Raw genomic sequence first — 20,548 nt, forward strand, 5'->3', positions numbered from 1 at the left:
CGGTCCAGGGCGTCAGCCCGCGAGGGCGCCCTCCGACACCGCCCAGACCAGCAACGCCAGCAGGCACACCACGGCACCCGACGCGGTCCCGACCAGCAACCCCGCGCCGTACCGCCGCCGTTGGTCGGCCTGCGCCGCGGTCACCAGCACGAGGACCGCCGGCGGCACCACGGTCGCGAGCAGGAACAGGCGGCGGGAGCCGGTCTCGGCCGCGACCACGGCCACGACGGACGCGCCGACCCCGACCAGGGAGGCGACCCGCACCCCGTGCCGGAAGCCGTGGTCGCGCGAGGACCTCTCCGGTCGCTGCTCGTGGAGGGTGACCTGCTGCACGCGTCGGACGGTAGTCGGCTGGGCTGGCGACCGCGCGCTGTCGCGACCACCAGGCCGGGCATCCACCGGTGCCCCGGTCATCGACAGGTCTGGTTCACGTGCTCGAGCGCAGCACCGTGGCCATGGGTCGGCCCTTCGCGAGCTCGTCGACGAGCTTGTCGAGGTAGCGGACCTGCCGCATCAGCGGGTCCTCGACCTCCTGCACCTTCACCCCGCAGACCGACCCGGTGATGAGGCCGACGTCCGGGTTGAGGGTCGCGCCGGCGAAGAAGTCGGCGAACGTCGTCCCGTCGGCCAGGTGCCGGGCGAGCGCGGCGTCGTCGTACCCGGTGAGCCAACGGATGACCTCGTCGACCTCGGCCCGGGTGCGCCCCTTGCGCTCCGCCTTGGCGACGTAGTGCGGGTAGACCGAGGCGACGGGGGTGGCGGAGATCCGGTGCACGGACTCAGTCTGTCGCCCGGTCGCCCGCAGCGCCCAGGAAGACCCGCAGCGCGGAGACGAAGGCCTCGGGCTGCTCGGAGTGCACCCAGTGCCCGGCGCCCTTGATCGTCACCTGCGTGGTCCGCGGGAAGAGCCGACGCATGGCCGGCCCGTGCTCCTCGCGCACGTACGGCGACCGCTCGCCCGCCATCCACAGCACCGGGTGGTCGAAGGTCAGGTCACCGACGTCCTGGCCGGGCCAGCCGGCGATGCGGGGCAGCTCGCGGCGCAGGAGGGCGAGGTCGGCCTGCCAGCGCCAGCCGCCGCCCTCGGCGGAGGGCCTGGAACGCAGGTTCTGCAGGAGGAACCCGCGCACGCGGTCGTCGGGGATCGGGTCGGTGAGCAGCCGGTCGGCGTCGGCGCGCCGCTCGACGAGGCCGAGGTCGAGGCCGGCGAGGCTGTCGAGCAGGTGCACGAACTCGCCCTCGCCCTCGCTGGGGGCGGGGGAGATGTCGACGACCACGAGGCGACGCACGAGGTCGGGGTGGCGCAGCGCCAGCACCATGGCGACCTTGCCGCCCATGGAGTGGCCCACCAGGTGGGTCGGTCCGTCGGCGCACCAACCCGCGCGCAGCACCTCGGCCACGGCGTCGGCGACCTCGACGTAGTCCACCGACCCGGTCCAGGCCGAGCGGCCGTGGTTGGGCAGGTCGACCAGCAGCGACCGCAGCCCGGGCTCGAGGGCCTTGGCGACCTGGGTGAAGTTGCGTCCCTGCCCGAACAGGCCGTGCAGCAGGACCACCCGCTCACCGGTCGTCCCGACCTCGGTCGTGTGCAGCTCCACCGGGTTCACCCGGGCGACGCTAGCGGGCCGCTACGGTCGGCGCGTGAGCACACCGACCGGCAGCGCCCTCGTCGCCGGAGCCGGCCCCGGGGTCAGCGGCTCCCTCGCTCGCCTGCTCGCCGCCGACGGCCACCCCGTCGGCCTGCTCGGGGTCGACCACGAGCAGGTCGAGGCGCTCGCCACCGAGCTGCGCGGCACCGGCGCGGCCGTCGCGACGGCGTACGCCGACCTCACCGACGTCGACGCCGCGACCACCGCCGTGCGCCACCTCGCCGACGAGCTCGGCGGTCCGGTCGACGTGCTGCACTTCAACCCCAGCGCGTTCCGCGAGGAGGACCCGCTCGAGCTCACCGTGCCCGAGCTGCTGAAGGACGTCGCCCTCGGGGTCGGCGCGCTGCTGACCGTGGTCCAGGCCGCCCGCCCCCACCTGCGTGCCGGCAGCCGGGTGACGGTGACCGGCAGCATGGCCGCCGACGAGCCGTGGCACCGCGCCGCCTCGCTGGGCGTCCAGAAGGCCGGTGTCCGCAACCTCGTGCACAGCCTCGACGCCACGCTGCGCGACGACGGCATCCGCGCGGTCTCGGTGACGGTCCGCGGCACCCTGGCCCCGGAGGGCGCCTTCACGCCCGACCGCGTCGCCGCCGCCCTGCACGCGGCCCTGCGTCGCGACGAGGCCGACTGGACGACCGAGGTCCCGTACGCCGGCTGAGCCACCGGCGTTTCCCGCCGCGGCACCCGCGGAACGCTGTCCGCGTGTCGATGCACTCCGACCCCACCGTCGCCGGCCGTCTGGGCTTCCCACCGCCCCCGCCGCCGTACGGCGCCCCGCCCGGCTCGACCGGCTCGCCCGGCTCGACCGGCCTGGGCGTCGCGGGCACCCTCGGGCGCACCGTCCCGGTCATGCTCCCGATGGCGGCCCTCCCGTGGTTGGCGTTCCGCGTCGACGTCGTCGTGGGTGTGGTGGTCTGCCTCCTCGGCGCCGTGCTGTACGCCGGGGCGGCGTGGGCGTTGCTGCGGGTGCTCGGCGTCGACCGTGCCGGTCTCGTCGGCCCGATCGCGACGGTGCTCGCCGGCGTGGCGCAGCTGTCCTGGGCGGTCACGTCCCTGTTCCTCGTGCTCGGGCTCGACGCAGGACGCACTGACGAGGCCGCGGTCGGGGCAAACGCTCTGGGCCTGCTGGCCGCGACGGCCCTGGGCGCCACCATCGCCGTCCTGCTCCTGCACGTCGGTCGAGGTGTGCCGTGGCCACTCCCGGTCGCGCTGCTCGTGCTGGTGCTGGCCGTCCCGATCGGGTCGGGCGTCCTGGCCGCCGTCGTCGACGAGCGCGCCGACGACCGGGCCCTGCGAGCGGACCTCGAGGCGTCGGGCCAGCCGTACCTGCTGCCCGACCTCGACGGGCTCGAGCCGACCTACGTCAGCTCTGACCGGGCGCTGCAGGCGACCGCCGGCCTGCAGCCGCAGATCCAGATCTCCTACGCCCGCACCGGGGTCGAGGGCTACGAGCCGCCCGCTGCCTACGTGACGATCCGCGACCTGCCCGCGGGCTCGTTGTGCGAGGAGCTGACCGTGCTGCCCGACGAGCCCTGCACCGAGAGCGACGGCGTGGCCGCCCTCGACGACGGCTTCCGCCCGCAGGTCGCGGTCGACCACGGCGACGCGATGCTGGTCGTCGAGCCCGGGTTCGGCGACGACGAGCTCACCCTCGCCGAGCTGCAGGAGCTGGCCCCGGCGCTGCGCAACGCGCCCGAGGTCGACGTCGAGACGCTGCTCGACGTCGACTGACGCGCACGCCTCAGGCGGGCTCGGTGGCCAGCGCGCGGCCCACGGCGAGGGCCTGCTCGGTCGCGCCGCCGTACAGCATCTCGAAGCGCTTGGCGGTGGTGAAGTAGCGGTGCGCCTCGCCGTCGAGGTCGATGCCGACGCCGCCGTGCACGTGCACGGCGGTGTGGGCGAGCCGGTGGCCCGCGTCGGCGGCCCACAGCTTGGCCGTGGCCACCTCGACCTCGGCGGGCAGGCCCTCGGCCAGGCGCCACACGGCCTGCCACAGCGTCAGCTGCTGGGCCAGGACGTCGATGAACCCGTCGGCCAACCGCTGCCGCACGGCCTGGAAGGTGCCGATCGGTCGCCCGAACTGCTCCCGCTCCGAGGCGTACGACGCCGTGAGCCGCAGCGCGCCCTCGGTGACCCCGAGCTGCTCGGCGGCCGCGGCCACCACGAGCAGCTGGGCCAGCCGGCCCGCGGCCTCGGGTCCGCCGAGGCGCGCCGCCGGCGCCGCCTCGAGGTCGAGGCGGACCACCCGGTCGCGGTCGCTGCTGTGGCCCTCGGTGCGGGTGACCCCGTCGGCGGACCCGTCGAGCAGGAACACGGCGGGGGACCCGTCGTCGTCGGTGGCGGTGACCAGGTGGGCCCCCGCGACGGCGCCGGCGCGCACCAGCACCTTGGCCCCGGTCAGCCGCCCGTCGCGGGCGACGACCGCCGGCCGGGCGGGCAGGTGGGAGCGCTCCTCCGCGACGGCCGCGGAGACCACGGTGCGGCCGTCGAGCCAGCGCGAGCGCTGCTCGTCGGAGCCCAGCTCGGCCAGCAGCAGCGTGGCCGGGCCGTGGACGGCCAGCGGGACGGGCGCGAGCACCCGGCCGACCTCGACGAGCACCCGGGTCAGCTCGACCAGGCCGAGCCCGGCGCCGCCGTGGGCCTCCGGGAGGTGGAGCGAGAGCAGCCCGCTGTCGGCGAGCTCGCCCCACAGCTCGGCGTCGTGGCGGGAGCCGGTGGCCTCGACGGCCTTCTGGCGCTCCAGCGTGCAGCGGTCGCGGAGGATCTCCGCAGCCAGCGCCGCGGCCTCGTCCTGCTCGGCGGTGAAGGTGAAGTCCATCGTGGTGGTCCTCAGGCTCGCTTCTCGAGGGGCAGGCCGAGGCCCACGTAGCCGATGATGTCGCGCTGGATCTCGTTGGTGCCGCCGCCGAAGGTCATCACCAACGAGGAGCGGAACATCCGCTCCAGTCGCCCGGCCAGCGCCGCGCCGGAGGAGTCGGCGGTGAGCGTCGACATCGGGCCCACCACCTCCTGGAGCGTGCGGTAGACCTCGGTGTTGAGCTCCGAGCCGTAGATCTTGATGGCCGAGGCCTCGGCGGGGGAGAGGTCGACGCCCGCGTCGGCGTCGGCGGCCAGCTTCCAGTTGAGCAGGCTCAGCGCCTCGACCCGGGCGTGGGCCCGGCCGAGCGCGACCTGCACCCACTCGGTGTCGATGACCCGCTGGCCGTCGGGGTTCTTGGTCTGCTGGGCCCACTCGCGCACGAGCTGAAGGGAGTGGACGGTCGGCGCGGCGGAGGTGAGCGAGACCCGCTCGTGGTTGAGCTGGTTGGTCATCAGCGGCCAGCCGCCGTCGACCTCGCCGACCACGTTGGCCGCCGGCACCCGCACGTCGGAGTAGTAGGTGGCGCTCGTGCCGACACCGGCCACCGTGTGCACCGGGGTCCAGGACACGCCGGGGGCGTCGGCCGGCACCAGGATCATCGACAGGCCCCGGTGCTTGCGCTGCTCGGGCTCGTGACCGGTGCGGCAGGCCAGCCAGATCCAGTCGGCGTACTGGATGAGGGAGGTCCACATCTTCTGGCCGTTGATGACCCACTCGTCGCCCTCGAGGACCGCCCTGGTCTGCAGCGAGGCCAGGTCAGTGCCCGAGCCGGGCTCGGAGTAGCCGATCGAGAAGTGCAGGTCGCCGGCCAGGATCTTGGGCAGGAAGTAGTCCTTCTGCTCCTGGGTCCCGTAGCGCATGATCGTCGGGCCGACGGTGTTGAGCGTCAGGTAGGGGATCGGGACGCCGGCCACCGCGGCCGCGTCGGTGAAGATCAGCTGCTCGACCATCGAGCGCGCCTGCCCGCCGTACTCGGTGGGCCAGCCGATGCCCAGCCACCCGTCGCGGCCGACCTGGCGGATGACGTCCTTGTAGACCCCCGCCTCCCCGAACTCACCGGTCGCCGAGGACAGCCCGGCGCGGACCTCGGGGGTGACCAGGCGACCGAAGTAGTCGGCCAGCTCGGCCCGCAGGGCGTGGTGCTCGGGGGAGAGGGCGAGGTGCATGGCGCCAGACTAGAACGTGTTCTCGTTTTGGGCTAGCCTCGCCCCATGAGCAGCGTGCGCACCCTCGACCAGGGCACCGCGCCGGAGCGCTACGCGCGCGGCTGGCACTGCCTCGGCCTCGCCGAGTCCTTCCGCGACGGCAAGCCCCACCGCGTCCCGGGCTTCGGCGGCCAGATGGTCGTGTGGGCCGACACCCGGGGCGAGCTGCAGGTGCTCGACGGCTACTGCCGCCACATGGGCGGCGACCTGACCCAGGGCACGGTCAAGGGCGACGAGATCGCCTGCCCCTTCCACGACTGGCGCTGGGGCGGCGACGGCCGCTGCAATCAGATCCCCTACGCCCGCCGGGTGCCGCTGCGCGCCCGCACCCAGCGCTACGAGACCGCGGTCGTCAACGACCAGCTGCTCGTGTGGCACGACTCCGAGGGCTCGCCCGCCGACCGCTCGGTCCTGCCGCCCCAGCTGCCCGGCCTGGCCGAGGGCGAGTACACGAGCTGGGTCTGGCACTCCGAGCACATCGAGGGCTCCCACTGCCGCGAGCTCATCGACAACGTCGTCGACATGGCGCACTTCTACTACGTGCACTTCGCGTTCCCGACGAGCTTCCGCAACGTCTTCGAGGGCCACGTCGCCACCCAGTTCATGGAGTCCAAGGGCCGACCCGACAAGACCGAGGGGTACGGCGACGCCGAGCTGTTCCTGAAGTCCGAGGCGACCTACTTCGGGCCGTCGTACATGGTCAACTGGCTCGACACCGACTACAAGGGCTTCACCACCGAGGTCGTCCTCATCAACTGCCACGTCCCGACCGGGCCGGACTCGTTCCTGCTGCAGTACGGCATCACGGTCAAGAAGCCCGAGGGCATGGACGACGCGACCGCCGACTTCATCGCCGGCAAGTACGCCGAGATGTTCGGCTCCGGCTTCCTGCAGGACGTGCACATCTGGAAGAACAAGGTGCCGGTGCAGAACCCGCTCCTGTGCGAGGAGGACGGCCCCGTCTACCAGCTGCGCCGCTGGTACGAGCAGTTCTACGTCGACGTCGCCGACGTGCAGCCGGAGATGGTCGACCGGTTCGAGTTCGAGGTCGACACGACCAAGGCCAACGAGTTCTGGCAGGACGAGGTCGCCGAGAACCTCCGGGTCAAGGCCCAGGAGGAGGCACAGCAGGACGCCGCCGCCGAGGCCGCCGACGAGGCCGCCGACGAGGGCGCCGACAGCGCGCTGATGTCGGGCACCTGATGGCCTCGTTCGTCCCGACCAGCCCGGACACCCTCGAGGACCAGCGGCTCTACACCACGGCCCGGCTGGTGCAGGTCGCGTGCCTCGACTGCCTGGCCCGCGTGGGCGTGAAGAAGAACAGCGACCACCACACCTCGGTGCAGTGGAGCGCCGAGGCGCGGGCCCAGTGCCCGGAGATGGCGCGCCGCGACGGCTCCGACGGCCGGGCCGTCCACCCCGCCTGCCCGCGGCTGGCCACGAGCATCGAGTCCGCGGCCCGGGAGGGCCGCATCCCCATCGGCGCCGAGGACGGATACTGAGCGCCGTGACGCAGTCCCACGAGCTCGAGGTCGTCGACGTCGTCGAGGAGACGGCTGACGCCCACTCGATCACCTTCCGGGTGCCCGCGGGCGCCGAGGCGGAGTTCTCCTACAAGCCCGGCCAGTTCCTCACCGTGGCCGTGCCGAGCGACCGCGACGGCCTGGCCGCCCGCTGCTACTCCCTGTGCAGCAGCCCGACCGACGAGTCCGGCACGCTCACCATCACGGTCAAGCGCACCGCCGACGGCTACGCCTCCAACTGGATGTGCGACCAGGTCCGGCCCGGGTCGCGCGTGCGGGTCCTGCCGCCCTCGGGCATCTTCACCCCGGCCTCCCTCGACGCCGACCTGCTGCTCCTGGCCGGCGGCAGCGGCGTCACGCCGGTCATGTCCATCCTCCGCACCGCGCTCGCCCGCGGCACCGGGCGCGTGGTCGTGCTCTACGCCAACCGCGACGAGCGGTCGGTCATCTTCGCCGCCGAGCTCGCCCGGCTCGCCGCGGAGCACCCCGAGCGCCTGCAGGTCGTGCACTGGCTGGAGTCGGTGCAGGGGCTGCCCACCCAGGAGCAGCTGCGGGCCTTCGCGGCCGACCGGGCGTCGTACGACGCGTTCGTGTGCGGGCCGGCGCCCTTCATGAAGCTCGCGGTCGCGGCGCTCAAGGATCTCGGCTTCCCGCGCGAGCGGCGGCACCAGGAGAAGTTCGTCTCGCTCGGCGGCAACCCGTTCGGCGACGTCCCCGGCCTGACGTCGCCCGGCGAGCAGGTCGACGACCAGGTCGAGGTCGCCGACGACGAGCCCGTCGTCGCCGGGCCGGTGCGGCTCGAGGTCGAGCTCGACGGGAAGACGCACGCCTTCGACGACTGGGACCCGCGCACCCGGATGCTCGACTTCCTCGAGGCCAAGGGCGTCAAGGCGCCCTGGTCCTGCCGCGCCGGCGAGTGCTCCGCCTGCGCGATCCGGCTCGTCGAGGGCGAGGTCAGGATGGCCCACAACGACGTGCTCGACGACGAGGACCTCGCCGACGGCATCCGGCTGGGCTGCCAGTCGACCCCGGTCACCGACGTCGTGCGGGGCAGCTACTCCTGAGTCGAGGGGTCGTCCGGCCCGCCGCGACTCACCAGCCGCGCTCGCGCCACTCCGGCACGTGCGGCCGCTCGGCGCCCAGGGTCGAGTCGCCGCCGTGGCCGGGGTAGAACCAGGTGGTGTCCGGCAGGCGCTCGAACACCTTGGTCTCGACCTCGTCGAGGAGCTGGCGGAACAGCGCCTCCTTGTCGTCGCCGAAGGTGCCGCCGACGCCGCCCGGGAACAGGCAGTCGCCGGTGAACAGGTGCGGGTGGCCGTCGGGGTCGTCGTACAGCAGCACGATGGAGCCGGGCGTGTGGCCGGCGACCGGGATGACCTCGAGCGAGGTGGAGCCGACGGCGATCGTGTCGCCGGCGGTGACCCGGCGGGTCACCTCGACCCCCGTCTGCTCGGTGATGGCGTCGGCGTCGGGCTCGCCCGCGACCACGGCGGCCTGGGTGGCGCCGACGACCTCGGCCAGCGCTCGGTGGTGGTCCCAGTGCTGGTGGGTGGTCACGACCGTCTTGAGGCCGCGGGCCACCATCGGGAGCAGCGTCGCGGGCTCGGCGGCGGCGTCGACGAGCACCTGGTCGCCGGTCTCCCGGCAGCGCAGCAGGTAGCAGTTGTTGTGCATCTGCGGGTCGACCGCCACCTTGGTGATGGTCAGGTGCGTCAGCTCCCGCACGTCGGGCTCGCCGCCGACCGCCACGTCCCCGGTGTACCCGCCGTCGTCCCCGCCCGTGCCCGCCGCTGTGGTCACCACGCCTCGATCCCCGGCAGCTCGCCGTCGCTCGTCAGTCCCTCGCCCGTGCCGCGGCCCGAGAGCCACCACCCGAGGGAGGCGGCCGTCCCGGTGACGGTGGGCGCTCCCGGCCCACCCTGCCAGGTCGTCCCGGCCGGGTCGTCGGTCGCCCGCAGCGTGGCCCGCACCCGCGGGGCGAGCCGGTGCACCAGGTCGAGGGCGAAGGGGAGCGGCCAGTCCGCGGCGGCGTAGCCGGCGTCGAGGTCGGCGTGGTGCACCTCGACCTCGCCCAGTCGCATCCGGGCGACCTCGCCCACCGCGAAGGTGCGGTCGCTGCCCGGCGTGCGCTCGGCCGTCCGGGCCTCCACCGCCGCCCGGTCGCGCACCGGGAGGCCGGCCACGACGGCGAAGGACGCCTCGAGCGCGGCGCCGCCGGCCCGCAGCCGGACCGCCGCGGCGGGTCCGCCCTCGCCGGCCAGCGCCGCGACGTCGCCGTCGCGTGCCTCCTGGCTGGGGTACATCGGCACCGCCTCGCCCGCGGCCGCCCCGGCGACGACGGCGGCCAGCGCCTCGGCGTTGAGCGCGAGGTGCGCGACGACGTGGGCGCGCGACCACCCGGGCAGCAGCGACGGTCCCGCCCAGGCGGCGTCGTCGAGGCCGTCGACGGTGGTGAGGAGCCGCCCGGTGGCGGTCTCGAGGGCGCCGGTGAGGTCCACGTCACCATCCTGGACCGCCCGCGGGGGTGGCCCAACCCCTCGGGGTGGCCGTCGAGACCAGGGTTGTCGGTGGCGGCACCTACCCTGGCCAGGTGGCCGACCAGCTCATCATCCGCGGCGCTCGCGAGCACAACCTCAAGGACGTCTCGCTCGACCTGCCCCGCGACGCGCTCATCGTCTTCACCGGCCTGTCCGGGTCCGGCAAGTCGTCGCTGGCGTTCGACACGATCTTCGCCGAGGGCCAGCGCCGCTACGTCGAGTCGCTCTCGGCCTACGCCCGCCAGTTCCTGGGCCAGATGGACAAGCCCGACGTCGACTTCATCGAGGGCCTGAGCCCCGCGGTCTCGATCGACCAGAAGTCCACGTCCAAGAACCCGCGCTCGACCGTCGGCACCATCACCGAGGTCTACGACTACCTCCGCCTGCTCTTCGCCCGCGCCGGCCGCCCGCACTGCCCGACCTGCGGCGCCCCGATCGAGCGCCAGACGCCGCAGCAGATCGTCGACCGCATCCTCTCCCTCGAGGAGGGCGCCCGCTTCCAGGTCCTCGCGCCGGTCATCCGCGGCCGCAAGGGGGAGTACGTCGAGCTCTTCCGCCAGCTCCAGACCCAGGGCTTCTCCCGGGCCCGGGTCGACGGCGAGACCCACACGCTCGACGACCTCGCGCAGAAGCAGCCCGCCCTCGACAAGCAGCGCAAGCACACCATCGAGGTCGTCGTCGACCGGCTCGCGGTCAAGGAGTCCTCCAAGCGCCGGCTGACCGACTCGGTCGAGACCGCGCTCAACCTCGCCGGCGGCCTGGTCGTCTTCGACTTCGTCGACCGCGAGGCCCGCGACGCCGAGCGCGAGCTGAAGTTCAGCGAGAAGATGTCGTGCCCCAACGACCACCCGATCGACACCGACGACCTCGAGCCGCGCTCGTTCTCCTTCAACTCCCCGTTCGGTGCCTGCCCGGCCTGCACCGGCCTCGGCACCAAGATGGAGGTCGACCCCGAGCTGGTCATCCCCGACCCGTCGGCCACCCTGGCCGAGGGAGCGGTGCAGCCGTGGGACAACGTCAGCGTGGGGGAGTACTTCCAGAAGCTCCTCGGCGCCCTGGGCCAGACCATCGGCTTCGACCTCGACACGCCGTGGGAGGACCTCACCGCCGCGGCCCGCACCTCGATCCTCGACGGCCACGCCAGCAAGATCCACGTCGTCACCCGCAACCGCTACGGCCGCGAGCGCTCCTACGACACCAAGTTCGAGGGCGTCCGCCCCTACATCGAGCGCCGCCACCGCGAGGCCGACTCCGACACGAGCCGCGAGCGCTTCGAGGGCTACATGCGCGAGGTGCCCTGCCCCACCTGCAAGGGCAGCCGGCTCAAGCCCGTCTCGATGGCCGTGCTGCTCGGCGGACGCAACATCGCCGAGATCTGCGCGCTGCCGATCAACGAGACCGCGGCCTTCCTCGACGGCCTCGAGCTGAGCGCCCGCGAGCGCCAGATCGGCGAGCGGGTGCTCAAGGAGATCCAGGAGCGGCTGCGCTTCCTCCTCGACGTCGGCCTCGACTACCTCTCCCTCGACCGTCCCTCGGGGTCCCTCTCGGGCGGCGAGGCGCAGCGCATCCGGCTGGCCACCCAGATCGGCGCCGGCCTGGTCGGCGTCCTCTACGTCCTCGACGAGCCGTCCATCGGGCTGCACCAGCGCGACAACCAGCGCCTCATCGAGACGCTGGTCCGCCTCAAGGACCTCGGCAACACCCTCATCGTGGTCGAGCACGACGAGGACACGATCAAGGTCGCCGACTGGGTCGTCGACATCGGGCCGGGCGCCGGCGAGCACGGCGGCCAGGTCGTCCACTCCGGTCCGGTCGACGCCCTGCTGGCCCACCGCGACTCGATGACCGGCCAGTACCTCTCGGGTCGCCGCGAGATCCCCGTGCCCGAGGTGCGCCGTCCGCGCACCGTCGGCCGCGAGCTGCGGGTCCACGGGGCCAAGGAGCACAACCTCACCAACGTCGACGTCTCGTTCCCGCTCGGGCTGTTCGTCGCCGTCACCGGAGTCTCCGGGTCCGGCAAGTCGACGCTGGTCAACGACATCCTCTACACCTCGCTGGCCAAGCAGATCTACCACGCCCGCGCCGTCCCCGGCCGGCACCAGAAGATCACCGGCCTCGAGCACGTCGACAAGGTCATCCACGTCGACCAGTCGCCGATCGGGCGCACCCCGCGCTCCAACCCGGCCACCTACACCGGCGTCTTCGACCACATCCGCAAGCTCTTCGCCTCCACGCCGGAGGCCAAGATGCGCGGCTACCTCCAGGGCCGGTTCTCGTTCAACGTCAAGGGCGGCCGCTGCGAGGCGTGCGCCGGCGACGGCACGATCAAGATCGAGATGAACTTCCTGCCCGACGTCTACGTCCCGTGCGAGGTCTGCCACGGCGCCCGCTACAACCGCGAGACGCTCGAGGTGCACTACAAGGGCAAGACCATCGCCGAGGTCCTCGACATGCCGATCGAGGAGGCCGTGGAGTTCTTCGCCGCCGTCCCCGCGATCGCGCGGCACATGAAGACGCTCGTCGAGGTAGGCCTCGGCTACGTCCGCCTCGGCCAGCCCGCGACCACGCTGTCCGGCGGCGAGGCGCAGCGCGTCAAGCTCTCCGCCGAGCTGCAGAAGCGCTCGACCGGTCGCACGGTCTACGTCCTGGACGAGCCCACCACCGGCCTGCACTTCGAGGACATCCGCAAGCTGCTCCTCGTCCTCGGGCGCCTCGTCGACGCCGGCAACACGGTGCTCGTCATCGAGCACAACCTCGACGTCATCAAGACCGCCGACTGGCTGGTCGACATGGGTCCCGAGGGCGGTTCGCGCGGAGGCGCCGTGGTCGCCGAGGGCACCCCCGAGCAGGTCGCCGACCACGCCGGGAGCTACACCGGGCAGTTCCTCAAGCCGCTGCTCGAGGGCAAGGAGGCCGTCCAGCCCAAGCGGCGCCGTCCCGCCTCCGACGCCCCCGTCGGCCGCCCGGCCCCCGCAGCCAAGGCGACCGCCAAGAAGCCGGCCAAGAAGGCCGCCGCCAAGAAGACCACCTCGCGTCGTCGTACGACGGCGAGGCCGGCGGGCTGACAGCCCGTCGACGGGCCGTTCTCACCGTTCTCTCACCCGGGCGTCCTACGGTCATCTCGTTCCACCTTCAACGACCTGCCCGTCCCGCCGACCCGACCCCTGTCCGACGCCGCCCGCAGGAGCCCGCATGAGCCCGTCCCGCCCCCTGTCCCTCTCCCGGCGCCGCGCGCTGGTCGGTGCCGGAGGCCTCGGCCTCGGGCTCCCGGTGCTCGCCGCGTGCGGTGACGACGCCACCACGACCGCGTCCGACCCCGCCACGTCGGCCGCCCCCTCGAGCCCGACCTCCTCGGCTGCGGCCGCCCCGGAGCCCGCCCCGACGTCGTCGGCGGCGAGCGGCACCACCGGGGTCGTGTCCACCGCCGACGTCCCGGTCGGCGGCGGCGTGGTGCTGGCCGACGACCAGGTGGTCGTCACCCAGCCCGCGGAGGGCGAGATCAAGGTCTTCAGCTCCACCTGCACCCACACCGGGTGCCCGGTCTCCGAGGTCGCCGACGGGGCCATCGTCTGCCCCTGCCACGGCAGCCGCTTCGACATCGCCACCGGCGAGGTCCTCCAGGGCCCGGCTTCCAGCGCCCTGCCCGCGACCGACTTCACCGTCGACGGTGACCAGGTGGTGCTCTCGTGAGCGCCCGTGACCTGCGCACCTCGCGCCGCATCGTGTTCCAGGGCCTCGGCGCGCTCGGCGTCGCGGCCGCCCTCGCGGGCTGCGGTGGCGGTGACAGCGGCTCCGGCGGCGGGGGAGCGGCGTCCGAGTCGGGCGCGGTGCTCGCCTCGACGTCGGAGGTCCCGGTCGGGGGCGGCCTGGTGGTCGACAACGTCGTCATCACCCAGCCCACGGAGGGAGAGTTCACGGCGTTCTCGGCCGCCTGCACCCACCAGGGCACCACGGTCGAGGCCAGTGCCGACGGCATCGTGTGCCCCAACCACGGCAGCACGTTCTCCGTCGAGGACGGCTCGGCCACCCAGGGCCCGGCCACCGCCGCCCTTGCGGCCTTCGAGATCGAGGTCCGCGACGGTCAGGTCCGCGTGGCCTGACCGCGGCGGGTCAGACCCACTCCGGGGCGAGCCGCCCGCGGTAGGCCCACGGGTCGTCGCCCTGGTCGTAGCGCCCCAGCTTGCCGGTCCGCTGCAGCACCCGGCGGTCGCGGAGCACCAGGCGGCCGCGCCGCCGCGGCACGGGGTCGTACTCGACGACCGAGCGCTGGGCCTTCTCCGGGTCGGTGCACCACAGGCCCCGCTCCCGGCTGGCTCGGAGCACCGTCATCTCGTAGAGGTCGAGCGCGACGGTGCGGTCGGGGTACACCTGGCCGACCAGGTAGTTGAACGCGTAGCGGAAGACTGCGCCGTGGCTGACCTGCACCGTCCCGCGGCGGTGCGGCTGCTGCGCGGTCGCGTCGTGCACCTCGCCGCACAGGTAGAGGTCGACGCCCTCGGCGTCCATCACGCGGTAGAACGACGAGCGCACGCCCTCGGGGACCTTGAGACGTCCGGTGGCGTGGAAGCGGGTCGGGCGGATGATCGGCACGTGGCCCTGGACCACGACCACCCGCCCCTGCCGCTTGGCCTGGCGCACCGTGCGGCGCAGCCACGTCAGCTGGGGGCCGAAGACGCCGAGACGGACCCCTTCGCGGTGCAGGTGGAAGACGTCGACCGTCACCACCCGCAGCATCGGCCCGAGGTCGACGGCGTACGCCGTGCCGGCGGCCGCCCCGGGGGGCCGGTCGGTGTACCGGGGGCGCCCGGCGGCGTCGAGGGTGAAGTGGTCGGCCCACGTGCGCTTGGCGTGCGGCACCAGGTGGAAGCGGTTGTCGGGCCGGCCCTCCTCCTTGCCCCGCAGGACGACCCCGCCCGGTGACCACCGCTCGTTGACGTCGCCGAGGGTGCGGTCGTCGAGGATCTCGTGGTCGCCGAGCGCCGGCAGCAGCTGCAGGCCACGGCTGCGGAACATCTCGGCGTAGTGCCCGTAGTAGACGTCGCCGGCCGCCGTGATCGCGCTGCGGCACTGCGCGAGGGTGGCCAGGTCGACGGTCTGGCCGACCGGGCCGAAGAGCTCGCGACCCGTCGGGTCGAGGTTCCAGCGACCCTCCACCAGGTCGCCGGCGACCAGCACGGCCCGGGGCCGGTGCCGGGCGACCGCGCCGAGGCAGGTGTCGACGGCGCGGCGCCAGGAGTCGTTGAGGCTGTTGGCCCCGTCGTCCCACCGGGGCGTGGAACTCAGGTCGCCCACGTCGCCGTTGAAGAGGTCAGGGGTCGAGACGAAGGTGACCGACGGCGCCTCGCGGCGGCCCGCCGGGTCGCCGCTGCGGTCCTCGACGACCGCGGGGTCGTCCCCGGCCCGGCAGGCGGCCACGGCGAACGGCGCCACGCCGGCCAGGACGGCTCCGCGCCGTGAGTACATCGTGTGTTCTTCCGTCCGAGGGGGTGCTGCGCGGCGATGCTAGCCGCGACCGGCCGACGCCGTCTCGAGAAGGGCGTCCGCCGCGTGGGCCGCCTCGGTGCGACATCGGGCCCGCCAGGCGGCGTCGCGTGCCGACGGCCGTCGGTCCAGGCGACGGTCGAGGAGGTCGCGGGCCTCGTCCCACCGGTCGGCACGGAGCAGGGCCGCCACCCGGATCTCCTCGACCAGCTCGCGCTGGGCGTCCGAGCCGCCCACCCGGCGGACCGAGCCGGCCAGCCGGGCGAGCTCGTCGGCCGCGGTCGAGGCCCGGCCCCGGTGCAGCTCCCCGAGGGCCCGGGCCAGCGGGGCGACGACCTCGCGCTGGGTGGGGTGACCGTGCGCGGTGGCCCAGGTGGCCAGGGACGCGAGCCCGGGACCGTCGCCGAGGGCGAGGAGGGTCGCGGCCGCGTGCATCCCGAGGAACGGCGTCGCGGGCCGCACGAGCACGTCGCGCCCGACCGCGACCGCCACCCGGTCGAGCCCGGGCACGTCCTCGGCCCCGGGGGTCAGGGCCCACCGCAGGAGCAGCGAGCCGGTGTCGACCAGCGCCCGGCAGCCGGTCGCGAGCTCGGGCCGCAGCTGGGCGTCGTACCGCCGCCGGACCGCGCCGAGGTCGCCGGTCGACAGCTCGTGGAGCGCGGCGTGCCAGGAGAAGTGGCTGAGGCTCTCCATGGCTGCGCCCTCGCCGGTGACCCAGCCGTCCATCCACCGCAGGCCGGCGGCGTGGTCGCCGGTCTCGTAGTGCACGTGGGCCCGCGCGTGGGCGGAGTGCCCGGCGTCGGGCTGCTCGGCCAGCGAGGCGCAGGCCAGGTCCAGGGCCTCGTCGAAGCGGCCCTGCTCCTGCCGGGTGAACGCGAGCAGCCCGGCGTACCACCAGTCGTCGCCGTACGCCGGCGCCGCGGCCTCGACGATGGCCCACGCCTCCTGGGGCACCTCGGTGACGCCGGCGAAGGCGATGGTCGGCACCGCCGCCGAGAGCAGCAGCGCGTCGACCGGGAAGCGGGCCAGGTGGTCGACGACCGGGCGGGAGTCGCCCCGCAGGTGGGCCAGCACGGCGGCGACGTGGCTGCGCTCGCGCTCGGTGCCCCGGTCGGCCCAGCGCTCGGCGTCGCGCATGCGGGAGACCACGTCGACCTCGACGCACAGGTCGTGGCCGACCAGGGCGAGCGCGGCGTGGCCGAGCGCGAAGGTCGGGTCGAGCACGATCGAGGCTGCGAACGCGCCGGCCGAGCCGGAGCGCAGGCAGAGCAGGTCGTCGAGGCCGCGGCAGTAGGCGGCCGCCGCCTCCGGGCCCGTGGTGAGGGCCAGTCCGTAGCGGTCGCGGGGGAGCATTGAAGTAGAGTAAACCCATCGACAATAGGAGCGCGAACGCCGCGCCGACCGGACTGTCCGTGGTGGCTCGTATCGTGGCGACGTGCCTGCCGCCCGCTCCTCCCGCACCAGCCGCGGGCCGCTGTCCTACCGGCCCGAGCCGGGCTCGATCCCGACCCAGCCCGGCGTCTACCGCTTCCGCGACAGCCGCGACCGGGTGATCTACGTCGGCAAGGCCAAGAACCTCCGGGCCCGCCTGTCGTCGTACTTCCAGGACGTCGCCAACCTCCACCAGCGCACGGCCACGATGGTCACCACCGCCGCCCGCGTGGAGTGGACGGTCGTCAACACCGAGGTCGAGGCGCTCCAGCTGGAGTACTCCTGGATCAAGGAGTTCGACCCGCGCTTCAACGTCAAGTACCGCGACGACAAGTCCTACCCGTGGCTCGCGGTCACCGTGGGCGAGGAGTTCCCGCGGGTGATGGTCGGGCGGGGGGCCAAGCGCAAGGGCACCCGCTACTTCGGCCCCTACAGCCACGCCTGGGCGATCCGCGAGACCGTCGACATCCTGCTGCGCGTCTTCCCGATGCGCTCGTGCAGCAACGGCGTGTTCAAGCGGTCGCAGCAGATCGGTCGCGCCTGCCTGCTGGGCTACATCGGCAAGTGCGCGGCCCCCTGCGTCGGCAACGTCAGCGCCGAGGAGCACCGCGAGATCGTCGACGACTTCTGCGACTTCATGGCCGGCCAGACCCGGCCCTTCATCAAGCGCATCGAGCGCGAGATGTACGCCGCCTCCGACGCCATGGAGTTCGAGAGGGCCGCGCGGCTGCGCGACGACCTCGGCGCGATGCAGCGCGCCCTGGAGAAGCAGGCGGTGGTGCTCGGCGACGGTGCGGACGCCGACGTCATCGCGCTCGCCGAGGACCCGCTCGAGGTCGCGGTCCAGATCTTCTACGTCCGCGGGGGCCGCATCCGCGGCCAGCGCGGCTGGGTGGCCGACCGGGTCACCGACGGCACCACCGCCGACCTCGTCGAGGACTTCCTGCTCCAGCTGTACGCCGGCGACGGCGACGCCGTGCCGCGCGAGATCCTCGTGCCCGAGCTGCCGCCCGACGTCGCCACCTTCGAGGCGCTGCTGGGCGACCTCAAGGGCGCCAAGGTCCAGATCCGGGTGCCCCAGCGCGGCGACAAGAAGACGCTCCAGGAGACGGTCGCCACCAACGCCAAGCAGGCCCTGGTCCTGCACAAGACCAAGCGCGCGAGCGACCTCACCACCCGCAACCGCGCGCTCGAGGAGATCCGTGAGGCCCTCGACCTCGACGAGGCCCCGCTGCGCATCGAGTGCTACGACGTGGCCCACCTGCAGGGCACCGAGGTCGTGGCCTCGATGGTCGTCTTCGAGGACGGCCTGGCCCGCAAGGGCGAGTACCGCCGCTTCGTCATCAAGGGCCCTGACCGGCAGAACGACGTCGCCTCGATGCACGAGGTCATCACCCGTCGCTTCCGCCGGCTGCTCGACGAGCAGGCGCGCTCGGAGACCCGCGAGACCGACACCGGCCCGATGCTCGTCGACCCCGAGACCGGACGACCGCGCAAGTTCGCCTACGCCCCCGGGCTGGTCGTGGTCGACGGCGGCCAGCCGCAGGTCGCGGCCGCCCAGCGCGCCCTCGACGAGCTCGGCATCGACGACGTGCCGGTGTGCGGCCTGGCCAAGCGGCTCGAGGAGGTCTGGGTGCCCGGCGAGGAGGACCCGGTGATCCTCGCCCGCTCCTCCGAGAGCCTCTACCTGCTGCAGCGGATCCGTGACGAGGCCCACCGGTTCGCCAACACCCACCACGCCGGGCGGCGGTCCAAGACGATGGTCGACAGCCTGCTCGACGACGTGCCCGGCCTCGGCGAGGTGCGCCGCAAGACGCTGCTCAAGCACTTCGGGTCGCTCAAGAAGCTGCGCGAGGCCGACGTCGACGACATCGCCCAGGTGCCCGGCATCGGCCCGCGCACGGCCGAGGCCATCAAGGCCGCGGTCGAGCAGGCCGCGGCGAGCCGCAAGACTGTCTCCGTGAACACCGCCACCGGCGAGGTCGAGGAGTCGTGACCGCCGCCCCGCCCGACGAGCGCGGCGAGCTCGTCGTGGTCACCGGCATGACCGGCGCCGGCCGCAGCACCGCGGCCAAGGAGCTCGAGGACCTCGGCTACTTCGTGGTCGACAACCTCCCGCCCTCGCTGCTGCCCGACGTCGAGCGCCTCGTCGACGAGAGCCACGGCCCGCGGCGCAGCATCGCCGTGGTCGTCGACGTCCGCTCGGGGTCGTTCTTCGCCGGGCTGCGCGGCCACCTCGCCGAGCGTGCGACGCCCGACGCGGGGGGCCGCCGGGCCACCCTGCTGTTCCTCGACGCCGCCGACGACGTGCTGGTGCGTCGCCAGGAGGCCGCCCGCCGTCCCCACCCGCTCCAGGCGTCCGGCCGCCTGCTCGACGGCCTGACCCGCGAGCGGCGGGTGCTGGCCGACCTGCGGGCCGAGGCCGACCTGCTCATCGACACCTCGACCCTCAACGTCCACCAGCTCACCGGCCGCATCGCCGAGGCCTTCGGCACGCCCGAGACCACGGCCCTCAAGGTGGTGGTGATCAGCTTCGGGTTCAAGCACGGCATCCCGATCGACGCCGACTTCGTCGCCGACATGCGCTTCCTGCCCAACCCGCACTGGGTGCCCGAGCTGCGTCCGCGCACCGGGCGCGACCCCGAGGTCAGCGCCTACGTCCTGTCCCAGCCGGGTGCGGCGGAGTTCCTCGACGCCTACGTGCCGGTCCTCACCGGCGTCGCCGAGGGTTACCTGCGCCAGAACAAGCGCTTCATGCGCGTCGCCGTGGGCTGCACGGGCGGCAAGCACCGCAGCGTCGCCATGACCGAGGAGATCGCGGCCCGGCTGCGCGCCGCCGGGCACGAGGCCAAGGCCGTCCACCGCGACCTGGGGCGCGAGTGAGCTCGGCCCGCGCGCAGGCGGCGGTGGCCCTCGGCGGCGGTCACGGCCTGCACGCCTCCCTGTCCGCGCTGCGGCTGCTGGTCGACGACCTGACCGTCGACGACCTGACCGCGATCGTCACCGTGGCCGACAACGGCGGCAGCTCGGGCCGGCTGCGCGGCGAGTTCGGCGTGCTCCCGCCGGGCGACCTCCGCATGGCCCTGGCCGCCCTGTGCGGCTCCGACACCTGGGGCGACACCTGGGCCCGGGTGCTGCAGCACCGGTTCGAGGGCAACGGCGAGATGCGCGGGCACGTCGTCGGCAACCTCCTCATCGTCGGCCTGTGGGAGCTGCTCGGCGACCACGTCGACGCCCTCGACTGGGTCGGTCGGCTGCTCGGCGCCAAGGGGCGGGTGCTGCCCATGGCCCTGACCCCGATGGACATCCGCGCCGAGGTGCGCGGGCTCGATCCCGCCGACCCCGACGCCCTCACCACCGTCCGCGGCCAGGTCGAGGTCGCCACCACCGAGGGCGTCATCACCGCCCTCGACCTCGAGCCGCCCGACCCCGAGGTCAGCCCGGTCGTGCTCGAGAAGGTCGCCGAGGCCGACTGGGCCTTCATCGGCCCGGGCTCGTGGTTCTCCTCCGTCATCCCGCACCTGCGCGTGTCGGCGCTGCGCGAGGCACTGGTCGCGACCGACGCCCGGGTCGTCGTGGTGCTCAACCTCGAGGAGCAGGCGGGGGAGACCCCCGGGTTCGGCCCGGCCGACCACCTCGCCGTCCTGTTCGAGCACGCCCCCGGCCTGCGGGTGCACGCGGTCCTCGCCGACACCGGGCTCACCGACGAGCAGGCCGCCGAGCTGCGTCGTACGGCGGCGGGCGCGGGCGCCCAGCTGGTGCTCGACGACGTCGCGCGTGACGACGGCACGGCCCGGCACGACCCCGACAAGCTCGCCGCGGCCTACGCCCGGATCATGACCGGGCCGGACGCCTGACGTCA

General features: G+C 73.7%; 20 protein-coding genes. 11 read left to right on the top strand and 9 right to left on the bottom strand.

Annotated features, from left to right (window positions below; genetic code table 11):
* Positions 1-12: 12 nt before the first annotated feature.
* The 3 genes from FJQ57_RS18200 to FJQ57_RS18210 all read right to left on the bottom strand — a co-directional run bounded on the left by FJQ57_RS18200 (position 13) and on the right by FJQ57_RS18210 (position 1,607).
* Positions 13-333 carry a hypothetical protein gene (locus FJQ57_RS18200; protein ID WP_139983085.1) on the bottom strand — a complete coding sequence of 107 codons (321 nt, stop codon included), beginning with the start codon at positions 331-333 and terminating at the stop codon, positions 13-15.
* Between the two features lie 94 nt (positions 334-427).
* Positions 428-775 (bottom strand): DUF2200 domain-containing protein, encoded by a 348-nt coding sequence (locus tag FJQ57_RS18205; RefSeq protein WP_139983087.1) that lies wholly within the window; start codon positions 773-775, stop codon positions 428-430.
* Positions 776-779: 4 nt separating this feature from the next.
* Complete coding sequence (locus FJQ57_RS18210) at positions 780-1,607, bottom strand: alpha/beta fold hydrolase (RefSeq protein WP_139983089.1); 828 nt, start codon at positions 1,605-1,607, stop codon at positions 780-782.
* Positions 1,608-1,641: 34 nt separating this feature from the next.
* Between FJQ57_RS18210 and FJQ57_RS18215 the strand changes: the two genes are divergently transcribed.
* Together FJQ57_RS18215 and FJQ57_RS18220 are read left to right on the top strand one after the other, a co-directional pair.
* Positions 1,642-2,307, top strand: coding sequence for an SDR family oxidoreductase (locus tag FJQ57_RS18215; protein ID WP_139983091.1), 666 nt, complete (start codon positions 1,642-1,644; stop codon positions 2,305-2,307).
* Between the two features lie 44 nt (positions 2,308-2,351).
* Complete coding sequence (locus FJQ57_RS18220; RefSeq protein WP_139983093.1) at positions 2,352-3,380, top strand: hypothetical protein; 1,029 nt, start codon at positions 2,352-2,354, stop codon at positions 3,378-3,380.
* A 10-nt stretch (positions 3,381-3,390) separates the two neighbouring features.
* Here FJQ57_RS18220 and FJQ57_RS18225 read toward each other — a convergent pair whose 3' ends face one another.
* Positions 3,391-4,467: an acyl-CoA dehydrogenase family protein gene (locus tag FJQ57_RS18225; protein WP_139983095.1), complete on the bottom strand. Its 1,077-nt coding sequence runs from the start codon at positions 4,465-4,467 to the stop codon at positions 3,391-3,393.
* A gap of 11 nt (positions 4,468-4,478) precedes the next feature.
* Positions 4,479-5,675, bottom strand: coding sequence for an acyl-CoA dehydrogenase family protein (locus tag FJQ57_RS18230; protein ID WP_139983097.1), 1,197 nt, complete (start codon positions 5,673-5,675; stop codon positions 4,479-4,481).
* 45 nt (positions 5,676-5,720) lie between these two features.
* On the opposite strand from FJQ57_RS18230, the gene FJQ57_RS18235 reads away from it, so the two are divergent.
* Genes FJQ57_RS18235 through FJQ57_RS18245 form a run of 3 tightly spaced genes read left to right on the top strand, consistent with a single transcriptional unit; the run spans position 5,721 to position 8,301 of the window.
* The gene (locus FJQ57_RS18235) at positions 5,721-6,917 is read left to right on the top strand and encodes a 3-ketosteroid-9-alpha-monooxygenase, oxygenase component (protein WP_139983099.1); all 1,197 of its coding nucleotides are present in this window, start codon (positions 5,721-5,723) and stop codon (positions 6,915-6,917) included.
* The gene (locus FJQ57_RS18240; protein ID WP_139983101.1) at positions 6,917-7,216 is read left to right on the top strand and encodes a hypothetical protein; all 300 of its coding nucleotides are present in this window, start codon (positions 6,917-6,919) and stop codon (positions 7,214-7,216) included. Before FJQ57_RS18235 ends, FJQ57_RS18240 begins: the two co-directional genes overlap by 1 nt.
* A 5-nt stretch (positions 7,217-7,221) precedes the next feature.
* Entirely contained in the window at positions 7,222-8,301 is a 1,080-nt protein-coding gene (locus FJQ57_RS18245; protein WP_139983102.1) for a ferredoxin--NADP reductase, read from the top strand.
* 28 nt (positions 8,302-8,329) lie between these two features.
* Here the strand turns inward: FJQ57_RS18245 and FJQ57_RS18250 are convergent, their stop codons facing one another.
* Positions 8,330-9,040: an MBL fold metallo-hydrolase gene (locus tag FJQ57_RS18250; RefSeq protein WP_246081891.1), complete on the bottom strand. Its 711-nt coding sequence runs from the start codon at positions 9,038-9,040 to the stop codon at positions 8,330-8,332.
* Positions 9,034-9,735, bottom strand: coding sequence for a maleylpyruvate isomerase family mycothiol-dependent enzyme (locus FJQ57_RS18255; protein ID WP_139983104.1), 702 nt, complete (start codon positions 9,733-9,735; stop codon positions 9,034-9,036). The genes FJQ57_RS18250 and FJQ57_RS18255 overlap by 7 nt, the downstream gene beginning before the upstream one ends.
* A 92-nt stretch (positions 9,736-9,827) precedes the next feature.
* Between FJQ57_RS18255 and uvrA the strand changes: the two genes are divergently transcribed.
* The 3 genes from uvrA to FJQ57_RS18270 all read left to right on the top strand — a co-directional run bounded on the left by uvrA (position 9,828) and on the right by FJQ57_RS18270 (position 13,874).
* Complete coding sequence (uvrA, locus tag FJQ57_RS18260) at positions 9,828-12,839, top strand: excinuclease ABC subunit UvrA (RefSeq protein ID WP_139983106.1); 3,012 nt, start codon at positions 9,828-9,830, stop codon at positions 12,837-12,839.
* 127 nt (positions 12,840-12,966) lie between these two features.
* A complete protein-coding gene (locus tag FJQ57_RS18265; RefSeq protein ID WP_139983108.1) occupies positions 12,967-13,464 on the top strand; it encodes a Rieske (2Fe-2S) protein in 498 nt (165 codons plus the stop codon).
* Complete coding sequence (locus FJQ57_RS18270; RefSeq protein ID WP_139983110.1) at positions 13,461-13,874, top strand: Rieske (2Fe-2S) protein; 414 nt, start codon at positions 13,461-13,463, stop codon at positions 13,872-13,874. Before FJQ57_RS18265 ends, FJQ57_RS18270 begins: the two co-directional genes overlap by 4 nt.
* Before the next feature lie 10 nt (positions 13,875-13,884).
* Here FJQ57_RS18270 and FJQ57_RS18275 read toward each other — a convergent pair whose 3' ends face one another.
* Together FJQ57_RS18275 and FJQ57_RS18280 are read right to left on the bottom strand one after the other, a co-directional pair.
* On the bottom strand, positions 13,885-15,237 hold the full coding sequence (locus FJQ57_RS18275; RefSeq protein ID WP_139983112.1) for a metallophosphoesterase family protein: 1,353 nt from the start codon (positions 15,235-15,237) through the stop codon (positions 13,885-13,887).
* A 39-nt stretch (positions 15,238-15,276) separates the two neighbouring features.
* Positions 15,277-16,608 carry a tetratricopeptide repeat protein gene (locus FJQ57_RS18280; protein WP_211349120.1) on the bottom strand — a complete coding sequence of 444 codons (1,332 nt, stop codon included), beginning with the start codon at positions 16,606-16,608 and terminating at the stop codon, positions 15,277-15,279.
* Positions 16,609-16,690: 82 nt separating this feature from the next.
* Between FJQ57_RS18280 and uvrC the strand changes: the two genes are divergently transcribed.
* The 3 genes from uvrC to FJQ57_RS18295 are packed head-to-tail and all read left to right on the top strand — an operon-like array spanning position 16,691 to position 20,543.
* Positions 16,691-18,682, top strand: a complete 1,992-nt coding sequence (gene uvrC / locus FJQ57_RS18285; protein ID WP_139983114.1) for an excinuclease ABC subunit UvrC — start codon at positions 16,691-16,693, stop codon at positions 18,680-18,682.
* On the top strand, positions 18,679-19,569 hold the full coding sequence (gene rapZ / locus FJQ57_RS18290) for an RNase adapter RapZ (protein WP_139983116.1): 891 nt from the start codon (positions 18,679-18,681) through the stop codon (positions 19,567-19,569). The genes uvrC and rapZ overlap by 4 nt, the downstream gene beginning before the upstream one ends.
* Positions 19,566-20,543, top strand: a complete 978-nt coding sequence (locus FJQ57_RS18295; protein WP_139983118.1) for a gluconeogenesis factor YvcK family protein — start codon at positions 19,566-19,568, stop codon at positions 20,541-20,543. Before rapZ ends, FJQ57_RS18295 begins: the two co-directional genes overlap by 4 nt.
* Positions 20,544-20,548 lie beyond the last annotated feature (5 nt).

It is taken from the genome of Nocardioides litoris (genome assembly GCF_006346315.1).
GTDB lineage: Bacteria > Actinomycetota > Actinomycetes > Propionibacteriales > Nocardioidaceae > Nocardioides > Nocardioides litoris.